The organism is Novosphingobium sp. PASSN1, from assembly GCF_002278815.1.
This window is the reverse complement of sequence record NZ_NKIS01000002.1, coordinates 422894-438374: the sequence shown is the minus strand read 5'-3', so window position 1 is coordinate 438374 and position 15481 is coordinate 422894. Positions and strand designations below refer to the sequence as shown.

The window sequence follows — 15481 nt, the reverse complement described above, 5'->3', positions numbered from 1 at the left end:
TCTCGCACAAAGGTGCTCATGAGCATGGCCACCTGCCAGGCCATTGGCTATCATCATCCAGATTGAATGGCGGCAAGGCGGGGCATGAGCGAGTCACAAGTTCTGGGAGATGCAATCGGCACTGGCCTGACTGCACGGGCGATCGAACCGAATGCAGGAGAGGGCGATTCCGGCCACACCCATGAAAGTGCGTGCCTCAATTGCAATACGCCGCTGGTTGGAAGCCATTGCCACAATTGCGGGCAGGCGGCGCACGTTCATCGCACCCTGGCGGCGTTCTTCCATGATCTTCTTCACGGCGTCTTCCATTTCGAAGGCAAGATCTGGCGCACATTGCCAATGCTGGCCGTTAGGCCTGGCCGCCTGACGCGCGAATACATCGACGGCCGCCGGGCAAGCTATGTGTCTCCGCTGGCACTATTCCTGTTCAGTGTTTTCCTGCTTTTCGCGGCCATCCAGTCGGCAGCGGGAGAAACAAAGATCGCTGAAAAGGATCAGATTGCGATCAAGGTTGATGCTGGCAAGGCAGCAGCAGACGCCCGCAAGGAGCTACCGGCACTGCAGGCCAAGCGCGCGCAAATGGTCGCCGCAGGCGCAGATACCAACGATATGGACATGGAGATTGCCAGCCGCGAAAAAGTCGCTGCGGTGATGCATGGCGTTGCCAGCGGAGAGAAAATCAAGTCGACCGGCTTCACGCTGCTGGACGACGTGGTGAGCGAAGCCTCGGCCAACCCGAACCTTGCGCTCTACAAGATGCAGAGCCACGCGTACAAATACAGCTGGGCACTGATCCCGATTTCCGCACCATTCCTGTGGATGCTGTTTCCATTCAGCCGCCGCTTTCATCTCTACGATCACACAGTTTTCGTCACCTACTCGCTGAGCTTCATGACACTCCTGACCGCTACGATAACCTTCGCAGGTACTTTGGGAATCTCGGGAGCAACCGCGCTCATGGGCATCGTTCCGCCCATCCACATGTACCGCCAACTGCGCGGCGCTTACGGTGTATCACGGCTTGGCGGATTGTTGCGGACCGCCGCACTTACCCTGTTTGCGTTCATAGCCTTGCTGATATTTGCGATGGGCATCGCCGCCGAGGCGGGTGGAGGCTAAGTAGCCAGATCCCTCAGCAATCGAGCACAAATGGCCCCGCGGCTCGCGCTTCCAGCGCAGAGTGAGCTTTGTGTGCTTCGGCAAGATCGAACCGCCCGCCAAGCGCAAGTGGCAGCTCCCCGGCGGCCATTGCCATGAAGAGTTTCTCAGCCGCACCGACGAGAGCTTCGCGCGTTGATATGTATGGCCACAGGAAGGGCCGGGAGACCTTGGCCGACTTTGCGCCCAGCCGCGAAAGATCAAACGGGGGAATTGGTCCGGATGCTTGCCCGTAGTGGACCAGGTGCCCCCTGACCGCGAGCGAGGCGAGTGAACCCTCGAATGTATCGGCACCTACTGCATCGAATGCTACGCCCACACCGGCACCGGCAGTGCACGCCATGACCCGCGCTGCAACATCCTCCTCGCGATAGAGAATGACATCCTCGCAGCCCGCGGTCTTGGCGATTGCAGCTTTTGCGGGCGACCCCACAGTGCCAATCACGCGCGCGCCGCGCTGGCGCGCCATCCGGGCAACCAGTTGACCGACACCGCCAGCAGCCGCTTGCACAAGCACCGCCATACCCGGCCGGACTGGTTCAACCTCTTCCACAAGCGCCCGAGCGGTCAGCCCCTTGAGAAACCAGGCAGCCGCAACGCCGTCCTCAATTCCACCCGGCACAGATACGGCAAGGGCTGCGCTGATCACACGTGAACGGGCATAGCCCCCGTAGTTCCGCGAAATATAGGCAACGCGGTCACCAACAGCGAATGCCGTAACACCTTCGCCGATCGCTTCGACGGTGCCCACCGCTTCAATCCCGGGAATGCCTGGGAGCTGAAGAGTGCGGTATGAGCCACTCCGCACATAGATATCGTGGAAATTGACCGAGGCGGCGGACTGGCGGATAAGCAATTCGCCAGCCGCAACCTGCGGCAAAGTGACCGGCTCAAGCCGCATGACCTCCGGCGCTCCGTAAGTGCGGACAACAATAGCCTCGCTTGTAGCGGCGGGCATTGTACTGCCTTCAGGCACCTGCCGGCTGGGGATCACCAGAGCCAGAGAACTTGCGGCCAGCCCGAGGGACCGTGGCGCCCTGAGAGGCCACAGGGCGCGCAGGGCCGTTCGGCATTTCGGGCCGATCGAGCTTGCCATCCTCCATCAGCGCGCGGATATCGTCACCGCTCAAGGTTTCGTATTCCAGCAGTGCTTGCGCCAGCAGATGCAGCTTGTCCTCATTGGACTTCAGAATGTCTGTAGCCCGGGCATGCGCACCGTCCACCAGCATGCGGATTTCGCTATCGATAAGCTTGTTGGTTTCGTCCGACATCATCGTGCGCTGAGAACCGCCCATGCCAAGATAGCCTTCCTGCGCCTCTTCATACTGCAGGGGACCCAGCTTGTCTGACATGCCCCATTTCGTGACCATGTTGCGCGCAAGGCTCGTGGCATACTGGATATCCGACGATGCCCCGGACGAGACCTTGTCGTAGCCAAAAATCAGTTCTTCGGCGACGCGCCCCCCCATGCTGACCGAGAGGTTCGCATGCATCTTGTCGCGGTGATAGGAGTAGCTATCTCGCTCAGGCAGACGCATCACCATGCCGAGCGCGCGGCCGCGCGGGATGATCGTGGCCTTGTGGATCGGATCAGACGCAGCTTCGTTCACCGAGACAATCGCATGTCCCGCCTCGTGATAGGCGGTCATCTTCTTCTCGTCGTCGGTCATGACCATCGACCGACGCTCAGCGCCCATCATGACCTTGTCCTTGGCGTCTTCGAATTCCTGCATGGCAACCAGCCGCTTGTTGCGGCGCGCCGCAAGCAATGCAGCTTCGTTGACGAGATTCGCCAGATCAGCACCAGAGAAGCCCGGAGTACCGCGAGCAATCACCCGGGGCAGCACATCAGGTGCCAACGGAACCTTCTTCATGTGAACGCTGAGGATCTTCTCTCGTCCATCGATATCCGGGATCGGCACGACCACCTGGCGATCGAAGCGGCCAGGACGCAGAAGCGCCGGATCAAGCACGTCAGGCCGGTTCGTGGCGGCAATGATGATGATGCCTTCATTGGCTTCAAAACCGTCCATTTCGACCAGCAACTGGTTGAGTGTCTGTTCACGCTCGTCGTTGGAATTGCCGAGGCCATGCCCGCGATGGCGACCGACTGCATCGATTTCATCGATAAACACGATGCATGGCGCGTTCTTCTTCGCCTGCTCGAACATGTCGCGCACGCGGCTTGCGCCTACGCCGACAAACATTTCCACGAAGTCGGAGCCCGAGATGGTGAAGAATGGCACCCCCGCCTCACCAGCAATGGCGCGGGCGAGCAATGTCTTGCCGGTCCCGGGGGAGCCGACCAGCAGCGCGCCCTTGGGGATCTGGCCCCCGAGCTTCGAAAAGCGGCTGGGATCGCGGAGAAACTCAACGATTTCCTGCAGCTCCTCACGGGCCTCGTCGATACCGGCCACATCGTCAAACGTGACTTTGCCAGAACGTTCGGTCAGCAGCTTGGCCTTCGACTTGCCAAAGCCCATTGCGCCCGAACCGCCGCCCTTTTGCACCTGACGGAGCGCGAAGAACGCAACGCCCAGGATCAACAGGAACGGAAGCGACTGCGCAAGGATGTAGAGCAGGATGTTGGGCTCCTCCTGCGCCTTGCCGGCATAACGGACACCATGCTCTTGCAGCAACCTGGTCAGTTCTCCATCGCCAGGCACCGGCACAGTCGCGAATTGCTGGTCGTTCTTCAGCGTCCCGGTAATCCGGTCAGGTCCGACTTGCACTTCGCGCACGTTGTCCTGCACGACGCTCGCACGGAAATCAGAGTAGGGGATCATGGTCCCAGCAGGATCGGTGCGTGTATTGAACATCGAGACCACAAGGAGCAGCGCGAGAAAGATGCCGCCCCAGATGAGAAGGCTCTTGATCCAGGGGTTACCCTGCGGCTGGTCGTCGTTCATGGCACTGCTTTCGAAGCGGGAAATTTGCTCTTCCAATGTAGGATGCCCCAGAGGAATGGCAATATAACGCGTTGAGCGAATTTCTTGCCCTTAGGGTCTTTCCGCTCGTTCTTTCTGATGATGGCGCGGGTCCGGCGCCGTGGTGAAGCACCATGCGCTTTTGCGGCCATCGCCGCGCACTCCGGCAAGCGTGGCGACTTCGCCCGCAGACAGCCGACCATGCCATCGTGCAAGTGCACTGCCACGCGGTTTGCCGCCGGAAAGCTCCATCACGATACGCTCAAGTACCCGCAGGCCGACTGCGCGCGGCGTATCTGCAGGCGTCCATTGCAGCACCCCCACGTGCACTTCTGTTGAGGCCAGACTGCGCTCGGCGGCCCACTCGATAGCAGCGTCAGCTTCCGCAAGATGATGCGCGCTGGCGGCCAGGGCCGAAGGATCGAGGCTGGGCGTTGCAGCAAGCATCTCGCGAAACCGCACCCGCTCGAAACGCGCATCCCAGTTGGAGGGGTCATCGATCGCCTCAATTCCGGCAGCAGTTACGACCTTTGCCAACTCGGTCCGCCGCCAGCCCAGCAGAGGGCGCAGCAAGCCAAGTTCGGGCCATTCAGGAAGTGGCGAAGCGGCTCGCATCGCCGCCAGGCCGCGCACTCCGGCACCGCGGGCCAGCCGCATGAGTAGCGTCTCGGCCTGATCTTCGACATGATGCGCCGTCACGACTGCTGCAAGACCGGCCACCCTCGCCCACGCGCCGAGCGCCCTGTAACGTGCCGCTCTTGCGCGCTCCTGCAGCGCTGGACCCAGCTCGAGGTCGAGCCGCAGCACGGTGTGCCGGATGCCTTGAGCCTCAGCAATGCTTCCGACGTGAGCAGCTTCTCCGGCGCTCTCAGGCCGAAGGCCATGATCGACCGTTGCCACCTCGAACGAACCTGGCAACACGGCATGAGCAAGGAGAAGCAGAGCCAGGCTATCCGGGCCGCCGGAAACCGCGAGGCCTACGCGCTCAGGTACAGGCAGAAGCGCTGCCCAGTCCTCAGCAAACCGGGCGCGCAGCAGGCTATCAATTGCAGGTTACCGGCTTGGTGGCCGCCTCGTATTGGGATTTCAAGCGGCCCACTAACTCCGCAGGGTAGGTCTGCCGGAACTCTGCGAAGGCCACGCATGCGCGCTTTTCTTCCTTCAGGCGGCCCATTGCAACGCCCAGGTAAAGCAGGCTGTCCGCCGCGCGATCACCTTTGCGATCTGCCTGATAGTTCTGCAGAAAATACTGAGCTGCCGTACCCGGTTTGCCGTCGTCGAGATAAGCTCGGCCCAGCAGGTTGCGCGCATAGCTGATCCGGGTGTGACGCGGGTACTGCTGGACCACCCGCAGCAATTGTTGCTGCGCTTCGGGAAAGAACTTGGCCTCCCACAGCCGGTAGCCATAGGTATAATCATCTTCGCCCTTGTCGTCGGTTGAGGGCTTTTCGACGGCCATCACGGCTGCAACGCGGTCTGGCTTGGGTACGGGCTTGGCAGCCTTGGGCGGCTCGGGAACAGCGGCCGGAGCGGCGACTGCGGGGCTTGCTGCTGGCGGCTGCACCGCAGCAGGCACAGCACTCGGCGTAGGTGAGCCGGCGACCTCAAGGGCAGCAAGCCGTGCTTCCAGCTTTGCCAGATGATTCTGGTTTTCCTCGCTGGCTGCTGTCAGGCGCTGCAATTGCGCTTCTACTGCGTCCATGCGGGTAAGGAGATCGGTTACTGCTGTCGGAGTTGGCGCAGACGTGGTCGCTTCGCTTCCGGGCGCAGTGATTTCCGGCGCGAAAGTCTTGCCCGCACCGTCAGGGAAGACCTTGCGCTGGACCGCGCGCAATTCCGCCTCGATCCGGCGCAATCGAACATCGGTGCTTTCTGGCGCAGTTTGCGCGTAAGCTGAAGGAAATGTCCCAAACGGCAGCAATGTCGCCGAGAGGCCTGCAAGCGTGAGGGCCATCGCCGAACCTGCACGGACATTGCCAATCAAGATTTTCATCGTCACTCCAGTCGGACTATCGCCACTTCCATGCGCCCTCTGCACGTCTGCGCGCAAGCGGTTGCAGATGAAATGCTGGCGTGAACGCAGGGTTTCTCACAGATCAAGGCCAAGTCGGTCAACTCACAGCGAGGGCGGGGGCGCTGCTGCGGTTTTCTGCTGAAGCGGCGGCGCGGTCATCGGCACACGGGCACGAAGGCTGGAAGCATCGACCGCAACGTCCTTGATAATCCCCTCGGCGTCTGCCAGCCGCGGTATCGGCTGCCCTCCGATAGTGATCGACAGGGCATCCGGCCTGCCAGTCCAGATTTTCGGGCCAACAGCATCCGCGGGCACAATATAGGCCTCACCTTTCGCCAGCTGCTTTTGCATCAACTGCTTGCCTTGCCCGTCATAGAACTTCACCCAAACGCCCTCCTCCAGCGCGGTGAAAACAACGGGTCCAGTGACCGGACTGGCAGGTTTGCCGATTGGAGCCGCTTGCACAGGCGAGGACTCAGCGACTGGTTGCCGTGCTTCATCGATCAGAGAGGGCAGCGCAACGGCTGGCGCATAATAACTGCGCCAGAAGACACCCCCCAACCCCAGAATCGCACCGACCAAAGCCAACGCCAGCCATCCAACCAGCCGCGACGGCGTCTTGGCAGGGTCTCCCACTTCGAACTGATTGAGAACCCTCATATCGGATCGCGGCGCGGTGCTGACCAGCTCTGATCTCACCGCATCGGCAATCTCTGCATCTTTCAGCCCCACGGCCCGCGCGTAAGCCCGAGCGAAGCCGATGGCATAAGGCCGTCCGGGCATTGCACTATAGTCGCCAGCCTCCAGCGCTTCGATGTGGCGAAGCGTGACTCGAGTCCGTGCGGCGACGTCACCCACCGAAAGGCCGAGCGCCTGACGCGCTGCCACGAGCCGGCCAGCAACAGAAACAGGTTCGTCAGGCTGGCAATGCACCGCAGACGACCCCGGTGTCATGGGCTCCGCGTCGCGGAATCGGTCTGAGGCGACCATATGACTTTCGCCGTCCTCGGCCACGGCATAGTTCCCGTCGTTCATTGTTCTTCCGGGTAATATCTGGATCGGATGCGAACCCATGCACGAGGCAGCATGCGCGCATGGAAATTGTCAACGATTTTAGCTCGAAGAAGGCATCATCGGTGCCCCTAATGCGACGAATTCAATCGAAATCAATTCCACGCGCCGTCGCCCAGGCGGCGATTTCCGATCGCAGATTGGCGGGGGGTTCCGCAAGCCAGCCTTCCATCGCCGTCCGAATCGCCGAAAGGTCAACTGTGCGCACAAGCTCCTTGATCGGCCCGACAGCCGCCGGAGTAATCGAAAGCCGGTTTATGCCGATTCCGAGCAAGGCGAGTGCCTCCAGCCGGCGGCCACCCATTTCACCACAGACGGTGACGTCAGTCCCAAAGGGGGCGACGGTTAGCACAACTCGCCGAAGGAAGCGGAGAATGGCTGGCGAAAGCCAGTCATAGCGCTCGGCAAGTTTCGGATTGGCACGATCGGCCGCAAACAGAAACTGCGTGAGATCATTGGTTCCTATGGAAAGGAATGAGAGCCGCGGGGCCAGCACGTCGAGATATTCCGCGAGCGCGGGAACTTCGAGCATTGCGCCATAGTGAATGGCATCCGGCAGCAACTTTTTCTGCTTCTTCAGAAAAGTGAGTTGGCTTTCGAACACGGCCTGCGCCGCATCGAATTCCCAAGGCTCGGTCACCATCGGGAACATGACATTGAGCGTGCGCCCGCCAGCCGCTTCGAGCAGCGCGCGGGCCTGTACCTTGAGCAGACCATCCCGCTCAAGCGCCACGCGCAGTGCCCGCCATCCCATTGCCGGGTTCTCTTCCGTCTCGCCGTCGTTGTGCCGCAGATACGGGAGCACCTTGTCACCGCCAATGTCGACGGTGCGGAACACGACCGGACGGTCACCAGCCGCGTCGAGCACATCCCGGTACAGCCGGGTCTGCCGTTCACGCGCGGGGAGCGTCGCCGAGACCAGAAACTGAAACTCTGTGCGGAACAGGCCAATGCCGTCTGCTCCGGTCAGATTGAGCATCGGCATGTCATCACGCAGACCAGCGTTGATCATTACCCGGATGCGCTGCCCGTCTGCCGAAATAGGCTCCACGTCACGCATTGCGGCGTAGAGCGCCTGCCGCTCGCGATTGCGGGCAAAACGCGCTTCAAACGCTTCGATCAGGCTGGGCGCAGGCCGAACATCGACCACGCCCTGATCGCCATCCAGCAACAGATGGTCGCCCTCACGCACTTTGGCGCGCAGTGCGCGAATCCGACCGACCACGGGGATGCCCATAGCCCGGGCGACAATGACGACGTGCGCCGTCAGAGAACCTTCCTCGAGGATCACCCCCTTCAAGCGCCGCCGGTCATATTCCAGCAGTTCGGCCGGCCCAAGATTGCGCGCGATCAGAATCGCATCACCCTTCAGCCCGAGACTCGCCGCCGTGCCGAGCTGTCCCGACACAATGCGCAACAGGCGATTGGAGAGATCCTCGAGATCATGCATCCGATCGGCCAGCAGCGGATCATCGATCTGCCGCATGCGCATGCGGGTGCGCTGCTGTACGCGCTCGATCGCAGCTTCTGCAGTGAGGCCCGAATCGATCGCCTCATTGATCCGCCTGCTCCAGCCTTCGTCGTAAGCGAACATGCGGTACGTCTCGAGTACCTCTTCGTGCTCGCCGCCCATGCCGAATTCAGCCTGGCTCGCCATGCGATCGATCTGTTCGCGCATTTTGTCGAAGGCGAGATAGACGCGCTGCCGCTCTGCCTCGGTATCCTCCGCCACGACATGCTCGATAGTCACGCGAGGCTGGTGGAATACCGCGACACCACTCGCGAGTCCCTTGACCAATGTCAGACCCGGAATGCGTTCGTGACCCGTGAGGTGCGCATCTGCGCCGAGAGCATCTTCCTCATCGATCAGATCCGCATTGGCGATCAGTTCGGACAGCACCATCGCCACGGTTTGAAGTGCCTCGATCTCGACTTCTTCGTAACGCCGCGGCTCGACATGTTGCACGCCGAGCACGCCGACCGCACGGGCCCGGCGCACGATTGGAACGCCAGCAAACGAATGGAACCGTTCTTCACCGGTTTCCGGAAAGAACGCGAAATCGGGGTGCGCCGCCGCTTCGGCAAGATTGAGTGTTTCGATGTTGGCGGCAATCGTGCCGACAAGACCTTCTCCAACAGCCATTCGCGTCACGTGCACTGCGGCCTGGTTGAGTCCGCGGGTCGCGAAAAGTTCCAGCATACCCTCGCGCAGAAGGTAGATCGAACAGACCTCGCTGTTCAGCTTGTCGCCGATAACATCGACGATCTGGTTCAGTTTCGCCTGCGCACCGGCACGGGATGCCATGACCTCATGAAGGGAAGTCAGGATCGCGCGGGCAGCGGCAGCGGCGGTGATCATGTACTAGGGCCTAGCGCAGACCGCGCGGTTTGCAAACTGCAGTGCCGAGAGCCCTCAAGAATTCGTATCCGCGCAAAGCAGCATTCTCGGCACGAAAGCATGCGGTCGGTCAACGCGTGGGTTTCCCGAACCACGACAGGCTGGCCGCTGGACATGGCCAGCCTGTCCTGAATCTGATCTCAATGAACCTGTTGAACGTGAGCCAGCTCTTCCTTGATTCGCAACTTGCGCCGCTTGAGTTCCTTGAGCAGCGCGTCATTCGGCGCCGGTCGGGCACGTTCTTCGGCAATTCGCCGTTCAAGACCTGCGTGTTTGGATTCAAGGGCGCTGATATGCGTCAGTTCCATGCGGCAACCTCCTCAGGACACCAGCTTCGACCCGCTCCGGCGGCAGGATCGCTGCCGGAGGGTTAAGCCGAAGATAAGCGCCAGCAAGGACATGTCAGCCTCGACTCATCCGAGCAGACGCGTTGTCATGCTCCCACAATCACCGTATCTTGCAAGCCCGTCTTCGCCGGAATGTCCAAATTTCGGGATCATGCGTATGAGGGGTCTTGCCAAACGTTAACGTGGCGGGGCGCGCCAGTATCGTGCAGGCTTCGGCCGAGCGTTGCAGGCGCAGATGGCATTGACTTGGGCATTCAGGAGTGGCGGGTTTGACAGAAGACGAAATGCGCAAGCGGCTCGAAATGCTGCGGATCGAACATCGCGATCTCGATGCGGCAATCGATGCCCTATCAGGGACCGGCGCGCATGATCAGCTGCAGGTTGCCCGTCTCAAAAAGCGGAAGTTGCTGCTCAAGGATCAGATTGCCCTGCTGGAAGACTACTTGATTCCAGACATTATCGCCTGATTACAGATTCTTGACTCACGCTGAACGAGAGCCGTCAACCAGAGCGTACCGTACCGTTCCGGCACAGTTCAAAAACGTGGTGAACGTGCGTCCACCCATGTGTTGAGCGCAGCCTTGGGATGGGACTATGCGCGTTTGATGGCACTGACGCCCAACCTCAATCCGCGCATCATCGAAGCGCTCTACGCAGAGGCACTGGTCCTCTCCGAAGAGGTCCGCGCGGTGTTCGACAGGCTGCGGCAGGGGCACGACAAGCGCGCGCTGATTGGAGCCAACGACGATCCCGAGGCGGATCTGGCGCATGTGCAGCTCAGCTGCGAAGCTCTTCGAACCACAACCCGGATCATGCATTGTCTCGCATGGCTGCTGAATCACCGCGCCTATTTTGCTGGCGAACTAAGCGAGTTGCAATTGCGACGCCACGGACGGCTCATCGCCAACTTTCCATTGAGCGACCCCTTGCAGGTACTGGCCATTCCGGCGGATGCGCAGCGCTGCGTGCATGATAGCGAACGCCTCTATGCGCGCATACAGCGGCTGGAAAACGCGTGGCGTGGAGCAACGCAGCCAACCGGCAGCGCCATAGAGCGCCTACGGAGCAGGTTGGCAATGGCAATACCCGCAGCTCTCTGAGGCGACCTTTCGCCAAGAGACTGGCATAGCGTTGCGCCGCCGATCGAAAAACCGCATACCGTGCGGATGGCTTCATCCAGTTCTGCGCCCGGCATCACCATCCCCGATCAGTCCGAGTGGAATACCGGACTTGCGATCATAGTCGAACCGCTGGTCCGACGCGTCCTTGCTCCCAACCCATCACCTTACACATTCAACGGGACGCAGACCTATCTGGTTGGAAGCGGCACAGACGTTGTCGTGATCGATCCCGGTCCGATAGGAGGCGGAGTGGCCGGTCACGCCGATACCAACGGCGAGGGCCATGTGGATGCGATCCTGAAGGCGATCGCGGGGCAGAAGCTCGTCGCGATCATGTGCACGCACACCCACCGCGATCACAGTCCGGCCGCCCGGCCGCTTCAAGATGCCACCGGCGCACCGATCATCGGCTGCGCAGCGCTTGCCATCGACGATAGCGGAGCGGGAAGCGGCGTGCGTGCCGATGCCGAGTTCGATCCTCTCTACACGCCAGATCGTGTTCTGTCCGATGGCGAGCGGCTCAACGGCGATGGCTGGACGCTCGAGGCAGTCGCAACCCCCGGCCATACCAGCAATCACCTGTGCTTCGCCTTGCTGGAAACCGGCGCCTTGTTCACGGGCGACCATGTCATGGGCTGGTCTACTACTGTGGTTTCGCCTCCGGATGGAGACATGAGCGCCTACATGCTCTCGTTGCAGAAGCTGCAATCGCGCGAAGACACTGTCTACTATCCCGCTCATGGTCCTGCCGTGACCAAACCGCAGCAACTGGTGCGAGGCATGATCGGGCATCGCCGCCAGCGCGAGACACAGATCCTCAGGCTGCTCGGCGAGGCGCCGTTCACGATTCCGGAAATGGTGACGCAGATGTACAAAGGCCTCGATCCGCGCCTAACCGGCGCAGCCGGACGCTCGGTGCTGGCGCATCTCATCGACCTTGAGGCGAAAGGCCGGATTGCGCGAGGAGCGGACGCGCCGGAGCAGACATGGACCTTGATCGCCTGACACCGCCCGCAGCAAGCCAAGCCGCTGCACGACCAACAAGGTGGCGCGCACGGGCGTTGCCGTGGCTGCTGCTCATTGCTGCTGCGGGCATCGCGGCATGGTTGGCCTGGCAGCTTTGGCGGCCGACTCCCGTCGGCGACCCCTTGGCCACCAGTCTGGTTGCCTTCAACAAGCAAGACCGGCTGACTGTATTCAGCGCCGAACTGGCTCCCGTTGTGGCAAGCGATGATAGCCGCCTGTTTGGCCTGGTGACGTCGCACCAGGTCGCGGTCATTCCCGCGCGAGTGGACTACGCCATAGATCTGGGCAAAGTCGGCCGCGATCGCATGCGCTGGGATATGGCCAGCCGGACTCTGACCGTCCGACTGCCCGCGCTTGAGGTGACACGCCCGAACCTTGATGAAGCGCGCGCGCAATACTTGCGCGAAGGCGTGTGGATCACCCGCGCGGCGCAGGACAAGCTGACGCGGGACAATACCAAGCTCGCCGAGCGACTGGCGGTCGAACAGGCGGCCAACCCCGTACTGCTGGGACTGGCGCGTTCGGCAGCGAAGGACGCCATCCGCCAGAACTTGGCTATTCCATTGCAAGTGGCTGGTTTTGGCGACGTCAAACTGTCGGTTTCCATCGATGGGGAGCCTGAGAATCCTTAATCGTCTGGCCTGGTGAGACCTTTACACGAGCGCTGTTAGAAAGCTGGAACTGGGGGACAAACTCATGGACTTTGCAGCCACGCAGCCAAACGCTTCCTACCTTGCCGACCAGCACTTTTTCACCCGCCTGTCGCTCACGCTGGCAGTGGTCATTGTCTTCGGCTTTCTCCAGTGGGCCCTGCGCGGCTTTGTAGCACCTCTGGCGACGCCAATCTGGATTCATCTCCACGCCATCGCCATGCTGGGCTGGCTGGGCACCGTGGTGCTGCAAAACCGTCTGGCTGAATGCGGCAATCTTGCTCTGCACCGGAAGCTCGGGTGGACCAGCCTTGTCCTCGTCGCGGCGATTGCAGGACTTGGTATCTTCGCAGGCCGCATGGCACTGGCCATGCACCGCGTCCCTCCCTTCTTCTCGGATGCGTACTTTCTGGCGCTGACACATGTCGAGGTCATCGTTTTCGCAGCTGTCGTAACAGCCGCCATAGCGCTGCGCAGGCATACGCAGTGGCATCGCCGTCTGATTATCGGCGCAACCATCATCCTGATGGAACCGGCGCTCGGACGGCTCCTGCCAATGCCCTTCCTGGGCCAAACCCTCGGCGGCTGGCTCGAGGCCGGGTTGCAACTCTGCTTTCTCGGCATTCTGGCACGACATGACCACAGGACGCTGGGCCGCATGCACCCTGCCACATTGCTTGCGATGGCAATCATTGTCGGCATTCACGGATTGATCCAGATGCTGGCTGGTACGCGTTCCATCGCTGTGCTCGCAGAGGCTATTGCCCGCGGCTCCGGTGCTGCCTAAGTGCCGGAACGTGGACAGTGGGCAACAGCCCTCTTTCGATCAGGGAATTTCCAGCGATGACAGCCCAGCCCACCAATCTTTCCGGCCTCGATCTGCGCGCCGAGATCGATCGGTTGCGCAAGGACCGCAACGCGGTGATCCTTGCGCACTATTACCAGAAGCCCGAAATTCAGGATCTTGCCGATTTCGTGGGCGATTCGCTTGAGCTTTCGCGCAAGGCCGCCGCGACGGATGCGGAAGTGATCGCGTTTTGCGGTGTGAAGTTCATGGCTGAGACCGCCAAGATCCTGAGCCCACAGAAGATCGTCGTGCTGCCCGACATGGACGCGGGCTGCAGCCTTGAGGATTCCTGCCCTCCCGAGAAGTTCCGCGCCTTTCGCGAAGCCCATCCTGACCATATCGCGCTGACCTACATCAACTGCTCGACCGAGGTTAAGGCACTCAGCGACGTCATTGTCACCTCTTCGAGCGCGGAGACGATCCTCGCCCAGATCCCGCCCGAACAGAAGATCATCTTCGGCCCGGACCGGCATCTCGGCGGTTACCTCAATCGCAAGTTCGGGCGCGAAATGCTGCTCTGGCCAGGCGTTTGCATCGTGCACGAGGCCTTTTCGGAAACCGAGCTGCTGAAGTTGATGGCGCAGCACCCCGGCGCGCCTGTCGCCGCCCATCCCGAATGCCCGCCGACCATCGTCGATCACGCAGAATATGTCGGATCGACCAGCGGCATTCTGCAGTTCGCCCGCACCTTCCCAGGTGACACGCTGATCGTGGCGACGGAACCGCACATCATTCACCAGATGCAGCTGGACCTGCCGGAAAAGACTTTCATCGGCGCGCCCGGAGCGGACGGGAACTGCAACTGCAATATCTGCCCCTACATGGCACTCAACACGCTCGAGAAGCTCTATGTTGCCCTGCGCGATCTGACCCCGCGGATCGAGATCGAGGAAACGTTGCGGCTCGGTGCAAAGAAGAGCCTCGATGCCATGCTGGCCATGGCCAGCGGCACAGTCGGCCAGGGTGATCTTGGCGCGCGCAAGTAAGGTAGCAGCATCAGAATGAGCACCGCGACTTCCGGCACCGGCAAAGCGCCGATCAAGCGCCCCGCGCGGGCGCGGGAACTGCAGGACGCGCTCAACCACTACATCTATCACCCGCTCGCCTGGCAGCTGGCGCGCCTGCTGGCTCCCACGCCGATCACGCCGAACATGGTGTCGGTTTTCGGCGGATCGCTCGTCGTCGCCGCGGGGGTGATCTACTGGAGCACGTCTGGCCCACTGTGGGCGGTGCTGGGCATGTTGCTTCATGTTTCGTGGCACGTCGTTGATGGTGCTGACGGCGATCTCGCCCGCATCACCGGCAAATCCAGTCCGCTGGGCGAACTGGTGGACGGCATCTGCGACTACGTGAGCCACATCGTGCTCTATGTCCTGCTGGCTTTGGTGCTCACCCGGGCATTGGGCAGCGGCTGGGCGTGGTTCTGGACGCTCGCGGCTGGCGCTGGCCATATCGTGCAGGCCAACCATGTCGAAGTGCAGCGCCGGTTCTACCAGCACTGGACGTACGGGACGCCCTGGCTCCACAATGCGAACAACAACGGGCCTGCATTGTTCCGCGATCTTGGCGGGCTCGGCTGGCTCTTGCGCGTGGCCGTGGCCGGCTATCTACGCCTCGCCGCCGGCATGAGCCCCAACGCCCTGCGCATCGATGCCGCCGTTATCAGCGCCATGGCGAACGATCCGGTCCGCCTGGCACAGATCCGGGCCGAAGTGCAGCGCGAGCAGCGCCCTTTGCTGGCCCTTCTGCGCTACCTCGGGCCGAACCCTCGGGCAATCCTGCTCGGCCTTTCGATGATCGCAGGTAGCCCCTTGTGGTATTTCATGTACCTTTCGGTGGGCCTCAACCTGCTGCTGATGCTCTCCGTGCGGCTACACGATGCTGCGGCCGGGCGGGTCGTTACCCGGCTGGATCTTCCCTGA

General features: G+C 61.4%; 15 protein-coding genes. 8 read left to right on the top strand and 7 right to left on the bottom strand.

Going from position 1 to position 15481, the window contains the following annotated elements:
* Positions 1–84 precede the first annotated feature (84 nt).
* A complete protein-coding gene (locus CFE35_RS04920; protein ID WP_292928513.1) occupies positions 85–1119 on the top strand; it encodes a DUF3667 domain-containing protein in 1035 nt (344 codons plus the stop codon).
* Positions 1120–1132: 13 nt separating this feature from the next.
* Here CFE35_RS04920 and CFE35_RS04915 read toward each other — a convergent pair whose 3' ends face one another.
* From CFE35_RS04915 to CFE35_RS04885, 7 genes are all read right to left on the bottom strand, one after another.
* Positions 1133–2116: a quinone oxidoreductase gene (locus CFE35_RS04915; RefSeq protein ID WP_292928511.1), complete on the bottom strand. Its 984-nt coding sequence runs from the start codon at positions 2114–2116 to the stop codon at positions 1133–1135.
* A gap of 10 nt (positions 2117–2126) precedes the next feature.
* Entirely contained in the window at positions 2127–4067 is a 1941-nt protein-coding gene (ftsH, locus tag CFE35_RS04910; RefSeq protein ID WP_292928509.1) for an ATP-dependent zinc metalloprotease FtsH, read from the bottom strand.
* A 90-nt stretch (positions 4068–4157) separates the two neighbouring features.
* Complete coding sequence (gene tilS / locus CFE35_RS04905; RefSeq protein WP_292928867.1) at positions 4158–5084, bottom strand: tRNA lysidine(34) synthetase TilS; 927 nt, start codon at positions 5082–5084, stop codon at positions 4158–4160.
* A gap of 43 nt (positions 5085–5127) precedes the next feature.
* A complete protein-coding gene (locus tag CFE35_RS04900) occupies positions 5128–6135 on the bottom strand; it encodes a hypothetical protein (RefSeq protein ID WP_292928507.1) in 1008 nt (335 codons plus the stop codon).
* 66 nt (positions 6136–6201) lie between these two features.
* Entirely contained in the window at positions 6202–7173 is a 972-nt protein-coding gene (locus CFE35_RS04895) for a RodZ domain-containing protein (protein WP_292928505.1), read from the bottom strand.
* A gap of 82 nt (positions 7174–7255) precedes the next feature.
* Entirely contained in the window at positions 7256–9529 is a 2274-nt protein-coding gene (gene ptsP / locus CFE35_RS04890) for a phosphoenolpyruvate--protein phosphotransferase (protein WP_292928503.1), read from the bottom strand.
* A 179-nt stretch (positions 9530–9708) separates the two neighbouring features.
* On the bottom strand, positions 9709–9876 hold the full coding sequence (locus CFE35_RS04885; RefSeq protein ID WP_292928501.1) for a DUF465 domain-containing protein: 168 nt from the start codon (positions 9874–9876) through the stop codon (positions 9709–9711).
* 308 nt (positions 9877–10184) lie between these two features.
* Between CFE35_RS04885 and CFE35_RS04880 the strand changes: the two genes are divergently transcribed.
* The 7 genes from CFE35_RS04880 (at position 10185) to CFE35_RS04850 (ending at position 15481) form a co-directional block, all read left to right on the top strand.
* The gene (locus CFE35_RS04880; RefSeq protein WP_292928499.1) at positions 10185–10382 is read left to right on the top strand and encodes a DUF465 domain-containing protein; all 198 of its coding nucleotides are present in this window, start codon (positions 10185–10187) and stop codon (positions 10380–10382) included.
* A 138-nt stretch (positions 10383–10520) separates the two neighbouring features.
* Positions 10521–11015 carry a DUF1465 family protein gene (locus CFE35_RS04875; RefSeq protein WP_292928497.1) on the top strand — a complete coding sequence of 165 codons (495 nt, stop codon included), beginning with the start codon at positions 10521–10523 and terminating at the stop codon, positions 11013–11015.
* 66 nt (positions 11016–11081) lie between these two features.
* Positions 11082–12041 carry an MBL fold metallo-hydrolase gene (locus tag CFE35_RS04870; protein ID WP_292928495.1) on the top strand — a complete coding sequence of 320 codons (960 nt, stop codon included), beginning with the start codon at positions 11082–11084 and terminating at the stop codon, positions 12039–12041.
* A complete protein-coding gene (locus CFE35_RS04865) occupies positions 12023–12694 on the top strand; it encodes a DUF4230 domain-containing protein (protein WP_292928493.1) in 672 nt (223 codons plus the stop codon). The genes CFE35_RS04870 and CFE35_RS04865 overlap by 19 nt, the downstream gene beginning before the upstream one ends.
* 64 nt (positions 12695–12758) lie before the next feature.
* Positions 12759–13499 (top strand): adenylate cyclase, encoded by a 741-nt coding sequence (locus tag CFE35_RS04860; protein WP_292928491.1) that lies wholly within the window; start codon positions 12759–12761, stop codon positions 13497–13499.
* A gap of 56 nt (positions 13500–13555) precedes the next feature.
* On the top strand, positions 13556–14545 hold the full coding sequence (nadA, locus tag CFE35_RS04855) for a quinolinate synthase NadA (protein WP_292928489.1): 990 nt from the start codon (positions 13556–13558) through the stop codon (positions 14543–14545).
* Between the two features lie 15 nt (positions 14546–14560).
* Positions 14561–15481: a CDP-alcohol phosphatidyltransferase family protein gene (locus CFE35_RS04850; RefSeq protein WP_292928487.1), complete on the top strand. Its 921-nt coding sequence runs from the start codon at positions 14561–14563 to the stop codon at positions 15479–15481.